This is a genomic window from Enterobacter cloacae complex sp. 397G4 (assembly GCF_050031515.1).
Lineage (GTDB): Bacteria > Pseudomonadota > Gammaproteobacteria > Enterobacterales > Enterobacteriaceae > Enterobacter > Enterobacter hormaechei_C.
In genome coordinates this window covers 2912225-2934495 of sequence record NZ_JBLGWE010000001.1, presented here as the reverse complement: position 1 = coordinate 2934495, position 22271 = coordinate 2912225, and the positions used below count along the sequence as shown (strand labels likewise).

The window sequence follows — 22271 nt, the reverse complement described above, 5'->3', positions numbered from 1 at the left end:
CCGGGCCACCGCGCGAAATTGTGAGCGCATCTTTGTTTTTTAAAACAAGTTTTCACTTAATTTGAAAGTGCGTTTGTTTGATAGTAAGGTTAAGTTGAAAAGGTATCCACAGCGGGATCGCCCGCCATGCATTCAGGAGAGACAAGATGAAAATTGCACTGATGATGGAAAACAGCCAGGCCGCTAAGAATCCCATCATCCTTAATGAGCTGAAAGCCGTTGCTGATGAGAAAGGTTTTCCGGTCTATAACGTCGGTATGAGTGATGAGAACGATCATCATCTCACCTATATTCACCTGGGCATCATGGCGAGCATTCTGCTTAACGCTAAAGCCGTTGATTTTGTTGTTACCGGTTGCGGTACCGGGCAGGGCGCGCTGATGTCCCTGAACATCCATCCGGGTGTGATTTGCGGTTACTGCATCGATCCTGCGGATGCTTTCCTGTTTGCGCAAATCAACAACGGTAACGCGCTTTCTCTGCCGTTTGCGAAGGGCTTCGGCTGGGGGGCAGAACTGAACGTACGCTTTATCTTTGAGAAAGCGTTTACCGGACGCAATGGCGAAGGCTATCCACCAGAGCGTAAAGAGCCGCAGGTGCGTAACGCCGGGATCCTGAACCAGGTGAAAGCGGCGGTGGTGAAAGAAAACTATCTGGATACCCTGCGAGCAATCGATCCTGAGCTGGTTAAAACCGCCGTATCAGGCCAGCGCTTCCAGCAGTGCTTCTTCGAGAACTGCCAGGACAAAGAGATTGAAGCCTTCGTGCGCGGTATTGTTGGCTGATTTACTTTGCCGGGCGGTGCGTTGCCTGCCCGGCAGATAGCGTTACTTTTTCGATGAGACCGCGCTGCCCGCATCTTTAGTCAGACGCAGCGTGTCAACCATTCCCACCAGGCAGATCAGCGCGATTGCCACAAATGCCAGCCGGAAGCTCATTCCCGGCATACCGGCAATCCCCATCGCCTCACTGACTTTTTCCCCGATACGAATACCAATCGCCCCGAGCGTGATCCCAAGCCCCACGGCAAGCTGCGTTGCGGTTGAAAACAGAGTATTGGCATAGCTCATCTGCGCCGATGGCACATCCGCAAAAGCCAACGTACTGATGGCTGTAAACTGAATCGAACGGAACACGCCGCCCAGATAAAGGATCAGCATGATGAGCCACGCGGGCGTCTGCGGCGTAAGAAACGCGCAGGCCAGCAACGCCAGGACATTCAACGCACCGTTAATCAGCAACAGCCGCTTAAACCCCAGGCTGCGGATAAGCGGCGTCGTCGCCGGTTTAATGGTGAGATTGCCAACGAAAACCGCCAGCACCAGCAGGCCAGAATGGAACGCGTCCATGCCAAAGCCGACCTGGAACATCAGCGGTAACAGGAACGGAACCGCGCTGATGGAGGCGCGAAACAGCGATCCGCCGTACAGGGTGACGCGAAACGTCGGCACCTGCATCGCATCGAGCCTGATCATCGGCCAGGTTGCCCGCTTAAAGTGACGCAGCGCCAGGCTTAAGGCGACGACACCGACGATAAACAGCGTGGCGGTTAATCCTGTTCGCAGAGGCTCTGCGCCCATCAACTCCATCGCATAAACCAGGCTCACCATAGCAAGGGTGGTGACAACAAAACCCGGTAAATCAAACGGTCGGCGTGTATCTTCATGCAGGTCTGGAATGATGCGCAGTGCCAGCAAAATGGCGATTATCCCCAGCGGCACGTTAATAAAGAAGATCCAGCGCCAGTCGGCATAGCTGGTAATGAACCCACCCAGCGGTGGGCCGATGATCGGCGCGACCAGCGCAGGCCACGTCAGGGTGGCGATTGCCGTGATGAGCTGATGTTTTGGCGTGGTGCGTAGCACGGCCAGGCGACCTACGGGCACCATCAGCGCGCCACCCATGCCCTGGAGGACGCGCATCGCAACGAACTGATCGAGCGTGGTGGACAGGCCGCAAAATACCGAGGCCAGCGTGAAGATCGCCAGCGCGAGGGCAAACACTTTTCGCGCGCCGAAGCGGTCGGCGATCCAGCCGCTGGCGGGGATCAGTACGGCCAGGGTGATCAGATAGGCGCTGATGCCGATATTCAGATCCACCGCCTGGTCGCCGAAGCTTTTTGCCATATCCGGCAACGCGGTGGCGATCACCGTCCCATCCAGAAACTCCATAAAGAAAGCACCGGCCACCAGCAGCGCCGCAGGCGATAATCCACGGCTCTCTTTGCCGGATACGTTTTCACTCATTCTCTTCCTGCCCGCTCAAAAAATTTTATAAACATTTACTGGAATTTATAAGCCTGTAACGTGCGGATTTATCATGGCTTTTTTTAACAAACCAGCAGCACTGAGGGTTTAATAACCGTGATGCAGGTCACAAAATGGTTGATTTTTGTGATGGTGGTCATATTATAAGCGTATTGACAATAACACCTGCATAACACGTTACTGGAGCAACATAATGAAACTGCGCAAAATCCTGAAAAGCATGTGGGCAAACTACTGCACAACGTTTAAAGACGTCCCACCGGGTGCGATGTTCTGATAAAAAAACCTGCTTCGGCAGGTTTTTTTATGTCTGCGGACGACGAGAGGGAGATGGAAGGGCGTCTGTTTTGCTACTATGGCGGCCTTTGAATAAGGAGAACCCCATGTCACAAAACCTGAGCGCCGATCAGGAACTGGTATCTGACGTCGTCGCCTGCCAGCTGGTTATCAAACAAATCCTTGATGTGATTGACGTTATCGCGCCGGTTGAGGTACGCGAAAAGATGTCGACCCAGCTGAAAAACATCGATTTCACCAACCATCCTGCTGCGGCGGACCCGGTTACGCTCCGCGCGATCCAGAAAGCGATTGCGCTGATTGAACTCCGCTTCACACCGCAGGGTGAGTCACACTAAAATAAACCGATGTTTTAAAATTAGAAACTCTTTTCTGCTTTTACGTCGAAGGGCGACAGAGCCTGTCGCCCGCAGAAGGATCAGAAGAACGTCTGCACCAGCAGATAGCTCACCACGCAGGCACAGCTGACGCCAATCAGCCCCGGCAGAATAAAGCTGTGGTTGATGATGAATTTACCGATGCGGGTGGTGCCGGAGCGATCGAATCCGATACAGGCCAGATCGCTCGGATAGGTGGGCAGCACAAAGTAGCCGTAGGATGCCGGGAAGAAGGCCACCAGCATTTTCGGATCGATGCCCAGCATCAACCCCATCGGGGCGACCGCGGTCAAGGCCGCAGCCTGGCTGTTGACCAGTTTTGATACCAGGAACAGCACGATGGCATACGTCCAGGGATGACTCTTCACCACCCCCTCCAGCGCCATTTTCAGCTCGTCGAGATGCGCCTGAAAAAAGGTATCGCTCATCCATGCCACGCCAAACACCGAGAAAATCGCGACCATCCCCGCCTTAAATACCGCCCCGTTTGAAATGGCCGACGCATTCACCTTGCAGGTCATCAGCATGATGGCCCCGGCGATCAGCATCATCATTTGAATGACAAGGTTCATCGACAGGGCCGTCATTTTGCCTTTGATCTCAAACGCCGGACGCAGCTCGGGCAGCGCACCCAGCAGGACCACAACGGCAATCCCGGCGAAGAAGATCCACGTGGACCAGTAGGCCTGTTTCGGGAAGCGCTGATCCATCAACGTCTCCGTTCCTCCATAGATAAACTCCCGCTGTTTCGGATCTTTCAGCTTTTCCTGAAATTCAGGATCGTCTGCGAGGTTTTTCCCGCGGCGTAAGCTCCACAGTGCCGCAATGGCGACGCCAGACAGTGAGGCCGGTACGGAGACCGCAAGAATTTCAAGGATCCCCCATGCGTGGCCGATACCGTGCTGCGCACCCAGAATCGAGACCAGCGAAACGACGGCCACGGAAACGGGGGAGGCGGTGATCGCCATCTGAGATGCCACCGAGGCCACCGCCATCGGCCGTTCCGGGCGTATGCCTTTTTTCAGAGCGATATCCGCGATAATGGGAAACATGGTGTAGACGACGTGCCCGGTCCCGCACAGGAAGGTCAACATCCAGGTGGTAAACGGTGCGAGAAGGGTGATGTGCTGGGGATGTTTACGCAGCAGGCGCTCTGCAAACTGCATCATTACATTCAGGCCACCGGCGGTCTGTAGCGTGGCCGCACAGCCGATGACGGCGAGGATCGTGAGCATCACGTCAACCGGCGGTTTACCGGGTTGCAGACCAAAGACAAAACTCAAAACAAACAGGCCGATGCCGCTTATCAGCCCCAGGCCCATCCCGCCGAAGCGGGTGCCTATCAGCAGGCAGAGAATAATGACAATAAACTCAATGGTGATCATGATGCTCCCTCGTTAATGAATGTAATTAAACAAATCATTACACGATGTATGGTTATTCATTGGGAGCAAGATCTGATTTGTTAAATGTCAGCAAAAGCAGGGAGTTGGTACCCACTCCCTGACGGGCTGAGGGATCCCCAGTAATTTGAAAGCAAAAGCGATAACGTTGCCTTCAGAATAACTGAAGGCTTTCAGCGATGCCTCGGTCCGGCTGTAAATCGCTGAGGCGTTTCCTGTAGGCCGGGGCGAGGCGCAGGGATGCGCCGAGAGGGCGGGCTTTACAGGGATGTTACCTCCGCCCGTCCCCGATAAGCCGGAAGGAATAAGCCGAAGGTACCGCGAAGCGGCGATTTTCCGCCGGAAGCCCGGGTCGCCAGGGTGGTGGCGACTGAGCCACCCTGGCACGTTCACCGGTTATGCCGTGACAGAGTAGCAAGGAACATAAAGTGAACGGAATGACCACCAGAGCCGTATGTTCCCCCTCACCCCAGCCCTCTCCCTCAAGGGAGAGGGGGCCGTCTGTGCAGGCATTATTTTGTGGGGAACTCTCAGCCCTGACGGGAGCGGGTGAAGGACTTAGTGGTGTTGCACGGTAGCAATGTCGAGAAGATGGCGGTCCGTCTGCTCCAGACAAATCCCCGCGCGTTTCGCGTTGCGGATTTCATCTGCGAGCGTCTTCAGCAGCATGCCATCCTGCTGCTGCTCTCTGTCCATATCACGTAAAAACTTGAGGGTAATGATGTCCCGTTGCGCTTTGGCTTCATCAGCCAGTTTGCTCAGCTTCGCACAGCGTTGCTCATACTCTTCGAGCGTTTTCTGAAACAGTTCTTCCAGAGAAGTGTAATTATCTTCAATCGTTTCAAGCTCTTTGACGGTAGGGTTTGCCCCGACAGCTTTCAAAAAGTTAAAGACGCGCATCATGTGCGTGACGTTACTTTGCGCCTGAGTACGAAAGAAGGTGGCAGTGCCGTTGAGGCTTTTTCTGGAACACCACGCGCTCAAATGCAGATGCAGATTTGAAGCATAAAACTCCAGGTTCATCTGGGCATTCAGTTTTTGCATCATCGTTTGGGTAGTCATTCTCATATCCTTATTGACTGTGGGACTTGATGTCCGCTACTTAACCTGACCCGGCAGGTATTGACGATTGAATGGCAGAAATAGATTTCTGCAAGGTAAAAAACTCGAAAATTCACTTCCTGTGTTCGATTTAAATAAGCATACGCTTCTCTTTGACTTAAGAAAACTCTTAATAAGGCTGTGTTTACCATACATTACAAATTTAAATATAGCCCAGAATAGAAAGAGGGTTAAGAGATTGTATTTAATATAACTTGTTGATTTTAATGGGTGTGAAATTAATATCGCTCATTTTTATCGTTTCAGGAAACGTTCTTTGGCGGGAAATTCTGTAAAAGTGTTAAATCAGAAATAATATCTGCAAATATATCCTGTCGTATCAAATTTGAGCTAAATCAATTTTCACTCAATATACGGTTCTGTGATCGCGTCGCAAGATTGTGATCTGATAAAGAGTGAAAATGAAACACTGTTTTACATCTTTTCATTCGTTGAGGTTTATGATGGCTAACGTTGCGGTGCTGCTGGCACCCGGTTTTGAAGAAGCAGAAGCGATTATCACGATTGATATTCTGCGGCGTTTACAGATTGAGGTGGAGACGCTGGCCTGTGCGGAGTCCCGTGCGGTAGTGAGTTACCACAATATCCCCATGGTGGCTGACAGTACGTTAACGGAGCGCATTAATACGCTGTATGACGCAGTCGTGTTGCCCGGTGGGCCGCAGGGGAGCGTCAATCTTGCGGCTAGCAAGCAGGTGCTCCGCTTTGTTTCCGCGCATGACGAGCACGGCAAACTCATCTGCCCAATCTGCTCTGCGGCCGCGCGGGTGCTGGGCGGTAACGGGCTACTGAAGGGGCGTCGCTACGTCTGTTCCGGCGATCTCTGGCAGAGCGTTGATGAGGGAGTATATGTGGATGCGCCGGTCATTGAGGATAATAACCTCATCAGCGGCAAGGGGCTGGGGCACGCTTTTGACTTTGCGCTGGCGCTCTCTGCTCGTCTGTTGGGTGACGACGCCCCCGTGCGCGATCATGCTGAACACATCTATTACCGCTGGTAATTTTTCTGCCGGGCGCTAAGGCGTCCGGGTTACAGGGATTTCTTAGCTGACCTTATGGATAATCCTGCTTAACTCCCTTCCATTTGTAGGACAATTAGGTCCTTTTTTATGTCATTTTTCGCTGAATTTATGTACGCAATTACTGTAATTCTGCGGTGTGATGTCGCTCTCTTATGGATGATTAATTTCCCGCTAAAACTATCTCCAGCAATAACGCTTATGACGAGGTAAGCGCTAATGCCTTGTTTTAAGTCCGATTAAATAAGTTGTTCGCCATTATTCCCTACAGATAAGAATGCTAAAGCTGGAGTTTACCATGCACAAATTTACTAAAGCGCTGGCGGCCATCGGCCTGGCCGCCGTTATGTCACAATCCGCTATCGCTGAAAATTTAAAGCTCGGTTTTCTGGTTAAACAGCCGGAAGAGCCGTGGTTCCAGACCGAATGGAAATTTGCTGATAAAGCCGGAAAAGATTTGGGATTTGAGGTAATTAAAATCGCCGTACCTGACGGTGAGAAAACGCTGAACGCCATTGATAGCCTGGCGGCCAGCGGCGCGAAAGGTTTCGTTATCTGTACGCCGGATCCAAAACTGGGGTCAGCGATTGCCGCGAAAGCGCGCGGTTACGACATGAAAGTGATTGCGGTGGACGATCAGTTCGTGAACGCCAAAGGTAAACCGATGGATACCGTTCCGCTGGTAATGATGGCGGCCACTAAAATCGGTGAGCGTCAGGGCCAGGAGCTCTACAAAGAGATGCAAAAACGCGGCTGGGATGTCAAAGAGACCGCCGTGATGGCCATTACCGCTGACGAGCTGGACACCGCCCGTCGTCGTACTACCGGGTCCATGGACGCCCTGAAAGCGGCTGGCTTCCCGGAAAAACAGATCTACAAAGTTCCGACCAAATCCAACGATATTCCGGGCGCCTTTGATGCGGCGAACTCCATGCTCGTCCAGCATCCGGAAGTGAAGCACTGGCTGGTGGTGGGGATGAACGACAACACCGTACTGGGCGGCGTGCGTGCAACGGAAGGCCAGGGCTTTAAAGCACCGGACGTGATCGGGATCGGCATCAACGGCGTTGACGCCGTGAGCGAACTGTCTAAAGCGCAGGCGACCGGTTTCTACGGCTCTCTGCTGCCAAGCCCGGATGTCCACGGCTATAAATCCAGCGAAATGCTCTACAACTGGGTGACCAAAGGGGTTGAGCCGCCGAAATTCACCGAAGTGACCGATGTGGTGCTGATCACCCGCGATAACTTCAAAGAGGAGCTGGCGAAAAAAGGACTGGGCGGTAAGTAATACGCTGTGATTGCGCCCCTCACTCACCGTGAGGGGCCAGACGTACACACTACAGGAATCACGGAGTCGTTATGCAACAGTCTGATCCGTATCTCTCTTTCCGCGGCATCGGTAAAACGTTCCCCGGTGTAAACGCGCTGACCGATATCAGCTTCGACTGCTATGCCGGACAGGTTCACGCCCTGATGGGGGAGAATGGCGCGGGAAAATCCACGCTGCTAAAAATTCTCAGCGGCAACTACACGCCCACCACCGGCACGCTGGCTATTCGCGGCGACGAGGTGGCCTTTGCCGACACCACGGCAGCGTTAAATGCGGGCGTCGCCATCATCTATCAGGAGCTGCATCTCATTCCTGAAATGACCGTGGCGGAGAACATCTATCTGGGCCAGCTTCCGCATAAAAGCGGCGTGGTCAACCGCTCGCTGCTCAACTATGAAGCGGGCTTGCAGCTCAAGCACCTTGGGCTGGATGTCGATCCGCAAACGCCCCTTAAGTATCTCTCCATCGGCCAGTGGCAGATGGTGGAAATTGCCAAAGCGCTGGCACGTAACGCCAAAATTATCGCTTTTGACGAGCCAACCAGCTCGCTCTCAGCGCGTGAAATAGAAAATCTCTTTCGCGTGATCCGCGAGCTGCGCAAAGAGGGCCGCATCATTCTGTACGTTTCTCACCGAATGGAAGAGATTTTTGCCTTAAGCGATGCCATCACCGTGTTTAAAGATGGCCGCTACGTGCGCACCTTCACCGATATGCAGCAGGTCAATCATGACCAACTGGTGCAGGCGATGGTCGGACGCGATCTGGGGGATATTTACCACTGGAAACCGCGCGAGTATGGCCCGGAGCGTCTGCGTCTGGATAACGTCAAAGCCCCGGGCGTGCGCACGCCCATTTCACTCTCGGTGCGCAGCGGCGAAATCGTCGGGCTGTTTGGCCTTGTGGGGGCAGGGCGCAGCGAGCTGATGAAAGGGCTGTTTGGCGGCACCCGAATAACCCAGGGCCAGGTTTTCGTCGACGGGAAAAAGGTCGATATTCAGAAGCCTGCGCAGGCGATTAACGCGGGGATTATGCTCTGCCCGGAGGATCGAAAGGCCGAGGGCATTATTCCGGTGCACTCGGTGCGCGACAACATCAACATCTCTGCCCGGCGCAAGTTCATCCGCGCGGGATGTCTGATTAACGACGGCTGGGAGGCGAGCAACGCGGATCACCATATCCGTTCGCTGAACATCAAAACCCCCGGCGCTGAACAGCTGATCATGAACCTGTCCGGCGGCAACCAGCAAAAAGCCATTCTGGGGCGCTGGCTGTCGGAAGATATGAAGGTCATTTTGCTGGATGAGCCAACGCGCGGTATCGACGTGGGGGCGAAACACGAAATCTATAACGTCATCTATGAACTGGCAAAACGCGGTGTGGCGGTCCTGTTCGCCTCCAGCGATCTGCCTGAGGTGCTGGGCGTCGCCGACCGCATTGTTGTGATGCGTGAAGGTGAAATTGCCGGTGAATTGCTGCATGAACAGGCGAATGAACAACAGGCGTTGAGTCTCGCCATGCCTAAAGTTAGCCAGGCTGTCGCCTGAGTAAGGAGTCAATGATGTCTTCTGTTACTACATCCGGAGCGCCGAAGTCGGCTTTCAGTTTTGGCCGCATCTGGGACCAGTACGGCATGCTGGTGGTCTTTGCTGCCCTGTTCGTCGCCTGCGCGATTTTTGTGCCGAACTTCGCCACGTTCATCAATATGAAGGGGCTGGGGCTGGCTATCTCCATGTCCGGCATGGTGGCCTGCGGAATGCTGTTCTGCCTGGCCTCCGGCGATTTTGACCTGTCGGTTGCCTCGGTGATTGCCTGTGCTGGCGTCACCACTGCCGTGGTGATCAACATGACCGAAAGCCTGTGGATTGGCGTGCTGGCCGGGCTGCTGCTCGGCGTGCTGAGCGGCCTGGTGAACGGGTTTGTCATTGCGCGCCTGAAGATTAACGCCCTGATTACGACGCTGGCAACCATGCAAATCGTGCGCGGTCTGGCCTATATCATCTCCGACGGGAAAGCCGTGGGGATTGAAGATGAGCGTTTCTTCACGCTGGGCTATGCCAACTGGCTGGGTCTGCCTGCGCCAATCTGGCTGACGGTAGGCTGTTTGATCCTGTTCGGTTTCCTGCTTAACCGCACCACGTTTGGCCGTAACACGCTGGCGATTGGCGGCAATGAAGAGGCGGCGCGTCTGGCGGGTGTTCCGGTCGTACGGACCAAGATCATTATCTTCGTGCTTTCCGGGCTGGTATCGGCGGCGGCGGGGATTATTCTGGCGTCGCGTATGACCAGCGGCCAGCCAATGACCTCCATTGGTTATGAACTGATCGTCATCTCAGCCTGCGTTTTAGGGGGCGTTTCCCTCAAGGGCGGCATCGGAAAAATCTCATATGTGGTGGCGGGGATCCTCATTCTGGGGACCGTGGAGAACGCCATGAACCTGCTTAATATTTCTCCGTTCTCTCAGTACGTCGTACGCGGCCTGATCCTGCTGGCAGCGGTGATCTTCGACCGTTACAAGCAAAAAGCGAAGCGTACCGTCTGATTTATTTTTAGCCATCAATATGCTCAACTATTAACCATAGTTGACCCCCTGACCGGCCCGCCAGTTTTGCTGACGGGCCGGTTGCCAAATGGCGAGCACCGTCACACTGTCTATACTTACATGGCTGTTTTGTTCACTGTAAGGAGGATTAGGGTGGCTGACTTGTTAACCGCACCGCCTGTACTGCCCGGAAAATTTGCTTTCTTTTTTGACCTCGACGGGACGCTCGCCGGGATTGAACCGCATCCGGATGACGTCGTTGTACCGGACACGGTGTTAGAGAATTTGCAGCAGCTCTCCCGACAGAACGAGGGGGCACTGGCATTGATTTCAGGGCGCTCAATGGCCGAGCTGGACGTGCTCGCCAGTCCTTATCACTTTCCGCTGGCCGGTGTGCACGGAGCGGAGCGCCGCGATATCCATGATCAACTGCATATAGTTTCACTCCCCGACACGCTGATTCAGGCGCTGCATACGCAACTCTCTTCGGCTCTGGAAATGCTTCCCGGTACGGAACTGGAAGCCAAAGGCATGGCCTTTGCGCTGCACTACCGTCAGGCGCCCCATCATGAGGCGGCGATATTTGCGGTGGCAAGAAGCGTGGCGGAAGCCCATCCGGAGCTGGCGTTACAGCCGGGTAAATGTGTGGTCGAGATTAAACCGGCAGGAATTAATAAAGGCGCTGCCATTGCAGCGTTTATGGCGGAAGCGCCGTTCAAAGGGCGTACGCCAGTCTTTTTTGGGGATGACCTGACCGACGAGGCCGGGTTCAGGGTGGTAAACCAGGCCCAGGGCATGTCTGTCAAGGTGGGATCTGGTGAAACCATTGCCGGATGGCGGCTGGAAAATGTCGCCAGCGTCTGGCAGTGGATATCTGACGTCGCTAACCAGCAACAACAACAAATAGCGCAAAACAACGGGAGAAATCATTATGGGTCGCTTAGTCGTCGTCTCTAATCGCATCGCACCGCCGGATGATAAAAAAGCCAGTGCCGGTGGCCTGGCGGTCGGGGTATTAGGTGCCCTCAAAGCCGCGGGTGGTCTCTGGTTTGGCTGGAGCGGGGAAATCAGTAATGATGAGAAACCGCTAAAAAAGGTGTCACGGGGCAATATCACGTGGGCCTCCTTCGCCCTTAGCGAGAAGGACTACGATGAATATTATTCCGAGTTCTCAAACGCCGTGCTGTGGCCAGCGTTCCACTATCGTCTGGATCTGGTGAAATTCCAGCGTGAATCCTATGAAGGCTACATGCGCGTTAACGCGCTGCTGGCAGATAAACTGCTGCCGCTAATCGAAGAAGACGATATTTTATGGATCCACGATTACCATCTGCTGCCCTTCGCCAGGGAGCTGCGTAAACGGGGTGTGAAGAACCGGATCGGCTTCTTCCTGCATATTCCGTTCCCGACCCCGGAGATCTTTACGGCGCTGCCGCAGCATGATGAAATTCTTGAAGCATTGTCTAATTACGACCTTCTCGGTTTCCAGACGGAAAATGACAGGCTGGCGTTCCTCGACAGCGTGTCGGGTAAAACCCGGCTGGTCACTCACGGCGGCAAATCTCACACCGCGTGGGGACGAAATTTCCATACCGAAGTCTACCCGATTGGTATTGAGCCAGACGAAATCGCCGAGCAGGCCTCTGGTCCGCTGCCGCCGAAGCTTGCCCAGCTCAAGGACGAACTCAAGCACGTTAAGAATATCTTTTCGGTTGAACGACTGGATTATTCCAAAGGGTTGCCGGAGCGATTCCTCGCTTATGAAACCCTGCTGGATAAATTCCCGCAGCATCACGGCAAGATCCGCTATACCCAGATAGCGCCGACCTCGCGCGGTGAGGTTCAGGCTTACCAGGATATTCGTCACCAGCTGGAGACCGAAGCAGGGCGCATCAACGGGCGCTATGGTCAGCTCGGCTGGACTCCACTTTTCTATCTGAATCAGCACTTTGAGCGCAAAATCCTGATGAAAGTGTTCCGCTATGCGGACGTCGGGCTGGTCACCCCGCTGCGCGACGGGATGAATCTGGTGGCAAAAGAGTATGTAGCAGCACAAGATCCTGCTGACCCGGGCGTGCTGGTGCTGTCCCAATTTGCCGGTGCGGCAAACGAGTTAACCTCGGCGCTGATTGTGAACCCTTACGATCGCGATGACGTGGCAAATGCCCTGAACCGCGCGTTAACCATGCCGCTTGCGGAACGTATTTCACGTCATTCAGAAATGATGGAGACCATCGTCAAGAATGATATCAACCGCTGGCAGGCGCGTTTTATTGACGATTTGCGCGCGATCCAGCCGCAAACTCAGGAAGGTGATCTGCAAAAAAAGATCGCGACCTTCCCTAAACTCGCCTGATTTTCTCCGGGGGCATTAATTGCCCCCGAGAGGCACCAGCAGGACATCCACCTGGCTTGACGAAACGATGGATTTTGCCGAGCATGCCGCCCGGGAAAAAAAGCTCTGGTTATGATTTCCGCAAATGACCAGGTCAACATTCTGTTTCTGACAAATGTCGAGAATATGTCCACTTAACTCGCCGGTGGCAATCACCGTCTGGTGGACAGGATATTTTGCCCGCTCAACCAGCTCGCGCAGAAATTGCTGCGTTTCCTCCTGAAGAACCTCACGAATATCTTCCAGCATTGGCGCTGCCAGTTGATTATACATTTCGGGTTCAGCAGCCAGGGTAATCAGACTTATGCGGGCATTATTCGGGCGGGCAATGGAAACGGCACGGGCGACGAGTTGATGACTTTCGGGGGAAACCGCAACAGAAACAAGAAGATGGGAGTAACTCATCACACACTCCTTTTATGTCAGAATGACACGTTTCTCAAGCTTTACCGCGAATCTGCCGCTTCTGCAAGAGGCACATGCGACAATAGTGTGAAGCTTATCATAATTATTCATTAATTATTCTTATAAGAAGAATAACGAAATGGGGACGCTAAATGAAAGTAATTAACAACTTAACGTAAATCACACATTTAGCCTTCCGTGCTGTTAAATCGCGTTAACCGATCGTCAACGCAAGCGTGATGGTTACCCATGGAAACTTTTTTCTCGAAAGGAAAACTTAAGCTGCTGTTTTTACTTAATTAACTCCGCCTCTTCTCTGGCGTTCGCGCCCGTTGTGACGCGAAAGGGAAGTGCTTCTTCGACGTAGCAATTTTCATACCCGATCCCCTCATCCCTCTGCATGAGTATTCGTTCCATAAGAATATAAACAAGCTTCAGTTGCTCAATAAATAGTCAAATTGCAAGTCACGCTGATGGATTTATGGGTTACATTCGCGTAAATTATGTGACGGAGATCACATTTTTTTTAAATTCCAGGGGGGGCTGCATTGTATGTGTCAAAACTGACGAGTAGGGTTTGCGTCGAATTAGGAAAAATCTTAGTTATTTGTAAGAAAAGATAAAATGTGTAACCGACATTTTGGCCATGTTAACCGGTCACGCGCTTTACGACGTACAAACCTAAATTCAACTATGCATTTGGCCTTTTCTTTTTATACCGGGTGATTTCCCGGCGACATCACGGGGTGCGGTCTTTCCGCATAAAAATAATAGTTGGTTATTCGGGATGGGAAAAATGCATACATCCGAGTTGCTAAAACATATTTATGACATCAATTTGTCGTATTTATTGCTCGCGCAGCGTTTGATTAGTCAGGACAAACCGTCAGCGATGTTTCGTCTGGGTGTTAACGAAGAGATGGCAACCATGCTGGGTGGATTAACCCTCCCGCAAATGGTCAAGCTGGCTGAAACCAATCAACTTGTCTGCCAGTTCCGTTTTGATAACCCGCAGACCATTACGCGTCTGACTCAGGAATCCCGCGTGGACGATCTGCAACAGATCCACACTGGTATTCTTCTCTCCACCCGCCTGCTCAACGAAATCAGCCAGCCTGATGACGTAGCCCGGAAGAAAAGGGCTTAACAATGAGCGAAAAAAGCATTGTTCAGGAAGCCCGTGATATCCAGCTGGCGATGGAACTCATCACGCTCGGTGCGCGTTTACAAATGCTGGAAAGCGAGACGCAGCTGAGCCGTGGTCGTCTGATCAAGCTGTACAAAGAATTGCGTGGTAGCCCGCCGCCAAAAGGCATGCTGCCGTTTTCGACTGACTGGTTCATGACCTGGGAGCAGAACATCCATGCTTCCATGTTCTGTAACGCCTGGCAGTACCTGCTTAAAACGGGCTTATGCAGCGGCGTTGATGCCGTGATCAAAGCCTACAAACTTTACCTTGAGCAATGCCCGCAGCAGGAAGAGGGACCCCTGCTGGCGCTGACCCGCGCCTGGACGCTGGTGCGTTTTGTTGAAAGCGGAATGCTTGAATTGTCCCGCTGCAACTGCTGTGACGGCAATTTCATTACCCACGCGCACCAGCCTGCGGGCAGCTTTGCCTGTAGTTTGTGCCAGCCTCCATCCCGAGCCGTAAAAAGACGTAAACTTTCCCGGGATGCTGCCGATATTATTCCACAACTGCTGGATGAACAGATCGAACACGCTGTTTAACCCGAACCTGTGGGCAAGATTCCAGCAGCGGTAAGCGATTACCGCTGCTTTTTTTTACCCTGCGTTCAGGTCATGCGCTCGATATGAACGTCCTGCCATAGTCACTAGCGGAAGGATGATGTCGTGCTTATCTTATTAGGTTACCTGGTAGTTCTCGGTACAGTTTTCGGCGGTTACATGATGACCGGCGGGCACCTTGGAGCACTCTATCAACCGGCTGAACTTGTCATCATCGGCGGTGCAGGGGTAGGGGCTTTTATCGTTGGTAACAACGGCAAATCGATCAAGGGCACGCTGAAGGCGATTCCGCTGCTGTTTCGTCGCTCGAAATACACCAAAAGCATGTATATGGATCTGCTGGCGCTGCTCTATCGCCTGATGGCGAAGTCACGTCAGCAGGGGATGTTCTCGCTGGAGCGGGACATCGAAAACCCGAAAGAGAGCGAAATTTTCGCCAGCTACCCGCGTATTCTGGCCGACGCGATGATGCTCGATTTTATCGTCGATTACCTGCGACTGATCATCAGCGGCAACATGAACACCTTCGAAATTGAAGCCCTGATGGACGAAGAGATCGAAACCCACGAGAGCGAGTCCGAAGTACCGGCCAACAGCCTGGCGCTGGTGGGCGACTCGCTTCCGGCGTTCGGCATCGTGGCGGCGGTCATGGGCGTCGTTCATGCCCTGGCCTCGGCGGATCGCCCGGCGGCTGAACTGGGGGCGCTGATTGCCCACGCGATGGTGGGGACGTTCCTCGGTATTTTACTGGCCTACGGCTTTATCTCCCCGCTGGCGAGCGTGCTGCGCCAGAAGAGCGCCGAAACCACCAAAATGATGCAGTGCGTGAAAATTACGCTGCTCTCAAACCTCAACGGCTATGCGCCACCGATTGCCGTCGAATTTGGTCGTAAGACGCTTTACTCCAGCGAACGTCCGTCGTTTATCGAACTGGAAGAGCACGTGCGCGCGGTGAAAAACCCTAACCAACAGACGACAACTGAGGACGCATGAAAAACCAGTCCCATCCGATCGTCATCGTAAAAAAGCGCAAGCATAAGGGGCACGGGCACGGTTCTCACGGCTCCTGGAAGATCGCGTACGCCGACTTTATGACCGCCATGATGGCCTTCTTTCTGGTGATGTGGCTAATCTCCATCTCCAGCCCGAAAGAGCTTATTCAGATTGCGGAATATTTCAGAACGCCGCTGGCGACGGCGGTTACCGGCGGGCCGCGCATTTCGAACAGCGACAGCCCGATCCCCGGCGGCGGTGACGATTATACCCAGCAGCAGGGCGAAGTGAAAAAACAGCCTAACATCGACGAGCTGAAAAAAAGGATGGAGCAGGCTCGCCTGAAAAAACTGCGCGGTGACCTGGATCAGCTGATTGAAGCGGACCCTAAGCTGCGCGCGCTGCGTCCGCATCTGAAAATTGACCTGGTACAGGAAGGGCTGCGTATTCAGATCATCGACAGCCAGAACCGGCCGATGTTTAAAACCGGCAGCGCCGACGTGGAGCCCTACATGCGCGATATTCTGCGTGCGATTGCACCGGTGCTGAACGGTATTCCAAACCGCATTAGCCTGTCCGGACACACGGATGATTTCCCGTACGCCACGGGAGAGAAAGGATACAGCAACTGGGAGCTTTCTGCCGATCGCGCCAACGCCTCGCGTCGCGAGCTGGTGGCGGGTGGGCTTGATGATGGCAAGGTCCTGCGCGTGGTCGGCATGGCTGCAACCATGCGCCTTACCGACCGCGGACCGGATGACGCCATCAACCGTCGTATCAGTCTTTTAGTGCTGAACCAGCAGGCGGAGCAGGCCATCCTGCATGAAAACGCCGAAAGTCAGAATGAGTCACTGGACGATTTAAAACAGCCTGGGGCCGTCCCTTCGGCTGCCGTTCCAACATCGCCACCAGCCAATCCGAGGTGATAGCGTGAGCATGGATATTACCGATTTTTACCAGACATTTTTTGATGAAGCCGACGAATTGTTGGCCGATATGGAGCAACATTTGCTGGATCTGGTGCCCGAGGCACCGGACTCAGAACAGCTCAATGCCATCTTCCGTGCGGCGCATTCCATTAAAGGCGGTGCCGGAACGTTTGGATTTACCATTTTGCAGGAAACCACCCATTTAATGGAAAACCTGCTGGATGAAGCACGACGCGGTGAGATGCAGCTCAATACCGACATTATCAACCTGTTTTTGGAAACGAAAGATATTATGCAGGAACAGCTCGACGCCTATAAAAGTTCGGCAGAGCCTGATGCCGCCAGCTTTGAATACATCTGCAACGCGCTGCGTCAGTTAGCGCTGGAAGCCAAAGGTGAGGCGTCTGCGCCCGCTGTCCCTGCGGCAAAACTGAGCGTTGTTGACGCCGTGGCCGAACCCGATACGGCGCCTGGCGCGCCCGCAGGAAAACTGCGCGTGGTGCTGTCACGTCTGAAGGAGAACGAGGTCAACCTGCTGGAAGAGGAGCTGGGGAACCTGGCGACGCTCAGCAACGTGGTGAAGGGCAAAGACAGCCTGGCCGCGACGCTCGACGGCGGGATCGGCCAGGATGACATCGTGGCGGTGCTCTGCTTCGTGATTGAAGCGGATCAGATTGCGTTTGAAACCGAGGCGGCGGCCGTTGAAGCGCCTGCTCCGGCAGAGAATACCCCTGCGGTAGTTGCCGCTGCCCCGGCCCTGAAAGCCGTGCCAAAAGAGACGGCCGCTCCGGCCCGCGGTGAAAAACCAGCGGCGCGTTCCAGCGAGTCCACGAGCATTCGCGTGGCGGTGGAGAAAGTGGATCAGCTGATCAACCTGGTGGGTGAACTGGTCATCACCCAGTCGATGCTGGCCCAGCGCTCCAACGAGCTGGACCCGGTGACCCATGGCGATCTCATCACCAGCATGGGCCAGTTACAACGTAACGCCCGCGATTTGCAGGAATCGGTGATGTCCATCCGCATGATGCCGATGGAATATGTCTTCAGCCGCTTCCCGCGCCTGGTGCGCGACCTGGCCGGCAAGCTCAACAAACAGATCGAACTCACGCTGATGGGCAGCTCCACCGAGCTGGACAAGAGCCTGATTGAACGCATTATCGATCCGTTAACGCACCTGGTGCGTAACAGCCTCGACCACGGCATCGAGCTGCCGGAAAACCGCGTAGCAGCTGGAAAATCGCCCGTGGGCAACCTGATCCTGTCAGCGGAACATCAGGGCGGCAACATCTGCATCGAAGTGACCGATGATGGCGCCGGCCTGAACCGCGAGCGCATTCTGGCGAAGGCGATTTCGCAGGGAATGGCGGTTAACGAAAACATGACCGACGAAGAGGTGGGCATGCTGATTTTTGCCCCGGGCTTCTCAACCGCAGAGCAGGTCACCGACGTTTCCGGCCGCGGCGTGGGCATGGACGTGGTGAAACGTAACATTCAGGAGATGGGCGGTCACGTTGAGATCCAGTCTAAGCAGGGCGCGGGCACCACGATTCGTATCCTGTTGCCGCTGACGCTGGCCATTCTTGACGGCATGTCCGTTAAAGTGGCGGACGAAGTCTTTATTCTGCCGCTGAACGCGGTGATGGAGTCCCTCCAGCCGCGTGAAGAAGATCTGCATCCGCTGGCGGGCGGCGAGCGCGTGCTCGAAGTGCGCGGCGAGTACCTGCCGCTGGTGGAACTGTGGAAAGTGTTTGAAGTGGACGGGGCAAAAACCGAGGCCACGCAGGGTATCGTTGTGATCCTGCAAAGCGCCGGACGCCGCTACGCGCTGCTGGTCGATCAGCTGATTGGTCAGCATCAGGTGGTGGTTAAGAACCTGGAAAGTAACTACCGCAAAGTGCCGGGGATCTCTGCTGCCACCATCCTGGGTGATGGTAGCGTCGCGCTGATCGTCGATGTATCGGCACTTCAGGGATTAAATCGTGAACAACGTGTGGCGAACACAGCCGCCTGATTAAGTAAAAGGTAATAACATGACCGGTATGAGTAACGTAACGAAACTGGCGGGCGAGCCATCTGGACAGGAATTCCTGGTTTTCACTTTAGGGGATGAAGAGTACGGTATCGACATCCTGAAAGTGCAGGAAATTCGCGGTTACGACCAGGTAACGCGCATTGCGAACACGCCAGCGTTTATCAAGGGTGTGACCAACCTGCGCGGTGTGATTGTGCCTATCGTGGACCTGCGCGTGAAGTTTAGCCAGGGCGATGTGGAGTACAACGATAACACGGTGGTGATCGTCCTGAATCTGGGGCAGCGCGTGGTGGGGATCGTGGTGGATGGCGTGTCTGATGTGCTGTCGCTGACCGCCGATCAAATCCGTCCTGCGCCGGAGTTTGCGGTCACGCTGTCGACGGAATACCTGACGGGGCTGGGTGCGCTCGGCGAGCGTATGCTGATTCTGGTGAATATTGAGAAGCTGCTGAACAGCGAAGAGATGGCGCTGCTGGATATCGCGGCGAATCACGTAGCATAAAACAAAGCCGGGTGGCGGCTTCGCCTTACCCGGCCTACAAATGGCTCGAACACGTAGGCCGGGTAAGGCGAAGCCGCCACCCGGCTCTTTTGTAACCTTACGCCTCCTGCTCCACCAGCGCTGATTCCGCTTCCCGCGCCCCTTCATTCTGCGACAGCATCGCCGTCGCAATCCCGTTCCCCAGCACGTTAATGGCCGATCGTCCCATATCCAGGAAATGGTCAATCCCCATCAGCAGCAAGATCCCGGCCACCGGAATGTTAAAGCTCGGAATAGTTGCCGCCAGCACCACCAGCGACGAGCGCGGTACGCCCGCAATCCCTTTCGAGGCCAGCATCAACGTTAACATTAGCACCGTCACCTCGGTGAAACTCAGGTGAATGTTGTATGCCTGGGCGATAAACATCGAGGCGAACGAGCAGTACACCATGGAGCCGACCAGGTTAAACGAGTAGCCGATCGGCAGGACGAAAGAGGCGATATTACGTGAACAGCCGAAGCGCGCTAACTGCTCCAGCGTTTTCGGGTATGCCGCTTCTGAGCTGCTGGTGGTAAACGCGACCAGCACCGGATCTTTCAGCATCGCCACCAGACGGAAAATCTCTTTTTTCAGTACCATGTAACCTACCGCCAGCAATACCAGACAGGTCAGAAGGATCGCCACATAGTAACCGCCAATGAACGAGGCATAGTTCAGCAAAATGCCCAGACCCTGAGTGGCAATCACGGACGAAATCGCGGCAAAAATGGCCAGCGGCGCAACGTACATCACGTAGCCCGTCACTTTCAGCATAATGTGGGAAACCACATCCAGCGCCGCCACCAGCGGGGCGTTGAATTTTTGACCTAATGACGCGCCGCCGATGCCGAAGAACATCGAGAAGACCACAATTTGCAGGATCTCATTGTTCGCCATCGCGCCGGCAATGCTGGTTGGAATAGTGTGTGACAGGAAGGCTTTCAGCGACATCCCGCTAACGGCCAGGCCGGTATCAACCGTCTCTGTCGGAATGCTCAGGTTCAGACCGCTGCCGGGTTGTTCAAGGGTAACAATAAACAGCCCCACCAGAATGGAAAGTACGGATGAGCTGATAAACCACACCATCGCTTTACCCCCGACGCGCCCAATCGTCGACGTTTCACCCAGCTTCATAATGCCCACCGTCAGGGTGCTGAACACCAGCGGGGCAATCACCATCTTAATCAGCCGCAGGAAAATATCGGTCAGCAGGGTGATGTTCTCCGACCAGGCCTGTATCGCGTCGGGCGAAGCATACTCATGGATTGCCGCACCTGAAAGAATGCCCGCCAGCATGAAAATCACGATGAAGAGCGTGAGTTTGTTTGCACTTGCCACAAAAAGATCCTCTATGCGCTAAAAGAGTTTCCTGCGTCAATGCATACAAAATTTTTATTTAAGCGCAGGAAAATATTAGGGGCATAAATTGAAGTAAAGCTGCGTGAGTTACAACTTGTTTTTAATTTTTATGAAATTCGTTGTTTTTACGATGACGATATATTGTGACGCGGATCACGTTACAGGCGATATATCCTCAAATTAAGCAAAAATAATGCCCGTTTTATTTTGCTAACTCTTTGTAATGTTTGTTAATAGTCTGTTAATTGGAGGGCGGGTGTCTCACCTTCGCTGAAAGTGGTTGAAGCGTGAACCATAAACTAAATTCTCAGTAACCGCGCCGGGGAATGTTTAAGCGGGGCTAACATACTGAACAGTATGAATAAAATAGGGTAAGCGGACCATTATTTCTTCTGGAGGGTGGTAAATGAAAAGAACACTTCTTTTTATCTGCGCGGGTACACTGCTGACGGCGGCGACTGTCGGTCAGGCGCTGGCAGTCACCAGTAGCGGTACTATCGGGGCGACGCTGACGCTGACGAACGGTTGTTTGATCAACGGCTCGCCAACGCAAAACGGCATTAACTTCGGGACACTCGATTTCGGGACCCATCCTGCGACATTCTCCACCCTGACAACCCAGTTAACCGGGGCCAGCGGCGGAAACACCTTTACCATTCAATGTACCACTGCCAGTTACACGGTGGCGATCACCGGCAACACCAACGCGACCGCACCCGGAACCGTTGTCGGCACCCCCGGCACACCCGCCCGCTATCTGGTGAACACCGCCAATGCGGCACAGGGCGTGGCATACAGCCTCTATAGCGACAGCGGGTACAACAACGTGATCGCTAACAACGCCGCGTTGCCCGTTGCCTCCACGGCGGGCGGGGTGGACAGCTATACCCTCTACGGACGCATAACGGGCGGTGGCAATAGCGTAACGGTTGTACCGGGAACCTATACCGACACGATTAACGTCAGCGTCACCTACTGATTCAGCCATGAAGGCATTGTGTTTATGTCTGCGCGAAAGCGCAGAGGGCGTCGTGCACCCTTTTTTGGCCCTGATCGTCGGGCTGATGATGAACTGCGACGCCAGAGCGGTGACCTCCCAGTCCTTCAGGGTGAGCGCGACGGTAGTACCAGGGTGCTCGGTGAGTACCGGCACGGGCGGGCGCTTTGGGACGCTGGATTTTGGAACCCGTAACGGCGTGGACAACACGCCGGTCAGCACCAGCTTTGTCGCCGACGGTGCGTTGTCCATCGCCTGCACGCCGGGCGTGGCGCTGAGCATGAGCATTGACGGCGGCCAGAATTACAGCTCGGTGCGACGGATGACGCGTTCAGGTGGGACCGAAGTTGTTGGTTACCGGCTTTACAGCAGCAGCTCTCTGGCGGCGAACAGCGAAATTGGGGTTAACCAGGCCATACCGATTACCTATACCAACAGCAATAACATCGCGCTGCCTCTTTTTGGCGTCGCGCTCCTGACGGGGTTTAGCCTGCCGGGAACATATTCAGATCAACTCACCGTGACCTTGTCATGGTAGGA

Annotated in this window: 22 protein-coding genes; 17 read left to right on the top strand and 5 right to left on the bottom strand. The window is 54.1% G+C overall.

What is annotated here, in order from left to right:
- Window positions 1-146: 146 nt before the first annotated feature.
- Window positions 147-785 (top strand): RpiB/LacA/LacB family sugar-phosphate isomerase, encoded by a 639-nt coding sequence (locus tag ACQG1Y_RS14140; RefSeq protein WP_003859680.1) that lies wholly within the window; start codon window positions 147-149, stop codon window positions 783-785.
- Window positions 786-827: 42 nt separating this feature from the next.
- Here the strand turns inward: ACQG1Y_RS14140 and ACQG1Y_RS14135 are convergent, their stop codons facing one another.
- Complete coding sequence (locus tag ACQG1Y_RS14135; protein WP_017384426.1) at window positions 828-2246, bottom strand: MFS transporter; 1419 nt, start codon at window positions 2244-2246, stop codon at window positions 828-830.
- A gap of 214 nt (window positions 2247-2460) precedes the next feature.
- On the opposite strand from ACQG1Y_RS14135, the gene azuC reads away from it, so the two are divergent.
- Window positions 2461-2544, top strand: a complete 84-nt coding sequence (azuC, locus tag ACQG1Y_RS14130; protein WP_003859682.1) for a stress response protein AzuC — start codon at window positions 2461-2463, stop codon at window positions 2542-2544.
- A gap of 106 nt (window positions 2545-2650) precedes the next feature.
- A complete protein-coding gene (locus ACQG1Y_RS14125; protein WP_003859683.1) occupies window positions 2651-2902 on the top strand; it encodes a DUF2766 family protein in 252 nt (83 codons plus the stop codon).
- 80 nt (window positions 2903-2982) lie between these two features.
- Here ACQG1Y_RS14125 and ACQG1Y_RS14120 read toward each other — a convergent pair whose 3' ends face one another.
- Both ACQG1Y_RS14120 and ACQG1Y_RS14115 read right to left on the bottom strand, forming a co-directional pair.
- Window positions 2983-4326, bottom strand: a complete 1344-nt coding sequence (locus ACQG1Y_RS14120) for an anaerobic C4-dicarboxylate transporter (RefSeq protein ID WP_017693227.1) — start codon at window positions 4324-4326, stop codon at window positions 2983-2985.
- A gap of 576 nt (window positions 4327-4902) precedes the next feature.
- Entirely contained in the window at window positions 4903-5406 is a 504-nt protein-coding gene (locus ACQG1Y_RS14115; RefSeq protein WP_017384424.1) for a non-heme ferritin-like protein, read from the bottom strand.
- A gap of 503 nt (window positions 5407-5909) precedes the next feature.
- Here ACQG1Y_RS14115 and ACQG1Y_RS14110 point away from each other — a divergent pair.
- The 6 genes from ACQG1Y_RS14110 (at window position 5910) to otsA (ending at window position 12710) form a co-directional block, all read left to right on the top strand.
- A complete protein-coding gene (locus ACQG1Y_RS14110) occupies window positions 5910-6467 on the top strand; it encodes a DJ-1/PfpI family protein (protein ID WP_368740940.1) in 558 nt (185 codons plus the stop codon).
- Between the two features lie 316 nt (window positions 6468-6783).
- Window positions 6784-7773 carry an arabinose ABC transporter substrate-binding protein AraF gene (gene araF, locus ACQG1Y_RS14105; protein WP_017384422.1) on the top strand — a complete coding sequence of 330 codons (990 nt, stop codon included), beginning with the start codon at window positions 6784-6786 and terminating at the stop codon, window positions 7771-7773.
- Window positions 7774-7844: 71 nt separating this feature from the next.
- Window positions 7845-9359, top strand: coding sequence for an L-arabinose ABC transporter ATP-binding protein AraG (araG, locus tag ACQG1Y_RS14100; RefSeq protein ID WP_023303911.1), 1515 nt, complete (start codon window positions 7845-7847; stop codon window positions 9357-9359).
- 14 nt (window positions 9360-9373) lie between these two features.
- A complete protein-coding gene (gene araH, locus ACQG1Y_RS14095) occupies window positions 9374-10354 on the top strand; it encodes an arabinose ABC transporter permease AraH (RefSeq protein ID WP_003859689.1) in 981 nt (326 codons plus the stop codon).
- 153 nt (window positions 10355-10507) lie between these two features.
- On the top strand, window positions 10508-11311 hold the full coding sequence (gene otsB / locus ACQG1Y_RS14090) for a trehalose-phosphatase (RefSeq protein ID WP_023303910.1): 804 nt from the start codon (window positions 10508-10510) through the stop codon (window positions 11309-11311).
- Window positions 11286-12710, top strand: a complete 1425-nt coding sequence (gene otsA, locus ACQG1Y_RS14085) for an alpha,alpha-trehalose-phosphate synthase (RefSeq protein ID WP_368740937.1) — start codon at window positions 11286-11288, stop codon at window positions 12708-12710. The genes otsB and otsA overlap by 26 nt, the downstream gene beginning before the upstream one ends.
- 15 nt (window positions 12711-12725) lie before the next feature.
- Here the strand turns inward: otsA and uspC are convergent, their stop codons facing one another.
- A complete protein-coding gene (gene uspC, locus ACQG1Y_RS14080) occupies window positions 12726-13154 on the bottom strand; it encodes a universal stress protein UspC (RefSeq protein ID WP_017384418.1) in 429 nt (142 codons plus the stop codon).
- 796 nt (window positions 13155-13950) lie between these two features.
- On the opposite strand from uspC, the gene flhD reads away from it, so the two are divergent.
- The 6 genes from flhD to cheW all read left to right on the top strand — a co-directional run bounded on the left by flhD (window position 13951) and on the right by cheW (window position 19356).
- Window positions 13951-14301, top strand: coding sequence for a flagellar transcriptional regulator FlhD (gene flhD, locus ACQG1Y_RS14075; RefSeq protein WP_003859693.1), 351 nt, complete (start codon window positions 13951-13953; stop codon window positions 14299-14301).
- Between the two features lie 2 nt (window positions 14302-14303).
- Window positions 14304-14882 carry a flagellar transcriptional regulator FlhC gene (gene flhC / locus ACQG1Y_RS14070; RefSeq protein ID WP_003859695.1) on the top strand — a complete coding sequence of 193 codons (579 nt, stop codon included), beginning with the start codon at window positions 14304-14306 and terminating at the stop codon, window positions 14880-14882.
- A 123-nt stretch (window positions 14883-15005) separates the two neighbouring features.
- A complete protein-coding gene (gene motA / locus ACQG1Y_RS14065) occupies window positions 15006-15893 on the top strand; it encodes a flagellar motor stator protein MotA (protein ID WP_003859696.1) in 888 nt (295 codons plus the stop codon).
- Window positions 15890-16819 (top strand): flagellar motor protein MotB, encoded by a 930-nt coding sequence (motB, locus tag ACQG1Y_RS14060; RefSeq protein ID WP_003859697.1) that lies wholly within the window; start codon window positions 15890-15892, stop codon window positions 16817-16819. Before motA ends, motB begins: the two co-directional genes overlap by 4 nt.
- A 4-nt stretch (window positions 16820-16823) precedes the next feature.
- Window positions 16824-18833, top strand: a complete 2010-nt coding sequence (cheA, locus tag ACQG1Y_RS14055) for a chemotaxis protein CheA (protein WP_368740936.1) — start codon at window positions 16824-16826, stop codon at window positions 18831-18833.
- A gap of 19 nt (window positions 18834-18852) precedes the next feature.
- On the top strand, window positions 18853-19356 hold the full coding sequence (gene cheW, locus ACQG1Y_RS14050; RefSeq protein WP_003859699.1) for a chemotaxis protein CheW: 504 nt from the start codon (window positions 18853-18855) through the stop codon (window positions 19354-19356).
- A 97-nt stretch (window positions 19357-19453) separates the two neighbouring features.
- On the opposite strand, the gene ACQG1Y_RS14045 is transcribed toward cheW, so the two are convergent.
- Window positions 19454-20713 (bottom strand): dicarboxylate/amino acid:cation symporter, encoded by a 1260-nt coding sequence (locus ACQG1Y_RS14045; protein WP_017384415.1) that lies wholly within the window; start codon window positions 20711-20713, stop codon window positions 19454-19456.
- 427 nt (window positions 20714-21140) lie between these two features.
- On the opposite strand from ACQG1Y_RS14045, the gene ACQG1Y_RS14040 reads away from it, so the two are divergent.
- Both ACQG1Y_RS14040 and ACQG1Y_RS14035 read left to right on the top strand, forming a co-directional pair.
- Window positions 21141-21713 carry a Csu type fimbrial protein gene (locus tag ACQG1Y_RS14040; protein WP_017693232.1) on the top strand — a complete coding sequence of 191 codons (573 nt, stop codon included), beginning with the start codon at window positions 21141-21143 and terminating at the stop codon, window positions 21711-21713.
- Window positions 21714-21720: 7 nt separating this feature from the next.
- Complete coding sequence (locus tag ACQG1Y_RS14035) at window positions 21721-22269, top strand: Csu type fimbrial protein (protein ID WP_032669620.1); 549 nt, start codon at window positions 21721-21723, stop codon at window positions 22267-22269.
- The last annotated feature ends 2 nt before the right edge of the window (window positions 22270-22271 follow it).